The following is a 1625-nucleotide window of genomic DNA, read 5'->3' as shown; positions in this document are numbered from 1 at the left end:
TAATAACCACCCCGGCGAAGGCCGGGGTCCAGTTGGGGGACGGTGCTAACGGCGCGCAGCACCCGGTTACTACAACCTCCCCAATTGGACCCCGGCCTTCGCCGGGGTGGTGTTGGAGTCGGGCGAGGTCGACCCGCTAGATCACCGCGACGCCGGCCCGCTGCAGGGCCAACTCGGCTCGCCCGCCGCGTTCCTGTCCTCGACCACATCGCACATCTGGTGCTCGGCACGATGACCGGAGGCGTTCGACGGCTGTTGCGGTAACGCTCGCGCTGATCCGTTCCCCCGCGGAGGCGGGGGCCCAGGACTCAAGCAGCGCTGCCGATCATGGCCCCTTGACCCCCGCCCCCGCGGGGGAACGGGTAGAGGGGCACCCAACAATCACCACCACCCCGGCGAAGGCCGGGGCCCAGTTGGGGGACGGTGCTAACGGCGCGCAGCACCCGGTTACTGCAACCTCTCCAACGGGACCCCGGCCTGCGCCGGGGTGGTAGTGGATATGGGCGAGGCCAACCCGCTAGATCACCGCGCCCCAGGCCCACTCCTAGGCCCACTCGGCTTCCCCCCCGGGCGCCCCCGGCCACCAGGCTTTGCACCCTCGACCCGCGGCCCACTCCGCGGCGCGCCGAACTTCGACCCCGCGCCCGTCCGCGAACCACCCGTCTTCGGCCCCGCAGGCTTGCCCCCCGCGGTCTTCTCCTCGACCACACCGCGCCCGCGACGTTCGCCGCGGCGTTCTTTGCGGACCGACTTCGCATGCGCCCTGGCGCGCGACTTGATCTCCTCGCGCGACGGCGCGGTCTTCTCGTCGAGCACCAGTGCATCGCCGAGCGACTCCTCGAAGCCCAGCTGCTTCAGGCTTTCCGCGAAATGCGTCGGCAGGTCGGCGGTCACGTCGATCGAGCCGCCATCGGGATGGTCCACCTTGATGCGGCGCGCATGCAGATGCATCTTGCGCGAGATGCCGCCGGTCAGGAACGCCGCCGCGCCGCCATATTTGCCGTCGCCGACGATCGGATGGCCGATCGCCGCCATGTGGACGCGCAGCTGGTGGGTGCGGCCGGTAAAGGGCTGCAGCTCGACCCAGGCGGCGCGGTTGCCCGCGCGCTCGATCACGCGGTACCGGGTCCGCGCGGGCGCGCCCTCGGCTTCGTCGACATGCATCTTCTCGCCGCCGGTGCCGGGCTGCTTGCCGATCGGCAGCTCGATCATGCCGTCCTCGATCGACGGCACGTCGACCACCAGCGCCCAATAGACTTTCCGAGCAGTCCGCCCCGAAAACGCCTTGGCGAAGAACGCCGCCGCGCGGCTCGTCCGCGCCACCAGCAGTGCGCCCGACGTATCCTTGTCGAGCCGGTGGACCAGCTTCGGCCGGCCCTCATTGTCATATTGGAGCGCATCGAGCAGCCCGTCGACATGCTGCGTCGTCTTGGTGCCGCCCTGCGTCGCCAGGCCCGGCGGCTTGTTCAGCACGAAGGCTTGGAAATCCTTGTGGATGACCATCGCCTGCGCGGCTTCGGTCTCCTCGTCCGACAGGATCACGCGCTCGCGCACGCGCCGCGGCGCGTCGACGTCGGCGGTGGCCTTGTCGGCTTCGGGCGGCGGCACGCGCAGCATCTGGCCCG

1 protein-coding gene is annotated in these 1625 nt (G+C 70.4%); it reads right to left on the bottom strand.

Annotation, left to right across the window (positions count from 1 at the left end; genetic code table 11):
• Positions 1-522 precede the first annotated feature (522 nt).
• Positions 523-1625 (bottom strand): RluA family pseudouridine synthase (locus sphsw_RS07770; RefSeq protein ID WP_152555429.1); only part of this gene is annotated, 1103 nt, incomplete at its 5' end.

The organism is Sphingomonas sp. FUKUSWIS1 (genome assembly GCF_000733135.1).
GTDB lineage: Bacteria > Pseudomonadota > Alphaproteobacteria > Sphingomonadales > Sphingomonadaceae > Sphingomonas > Sphingomonas aerolata.
Note: the sequence above shows the minus strand (reverse complement) of the source record. Positions and strands in the feature narration are given on the sequence as shown.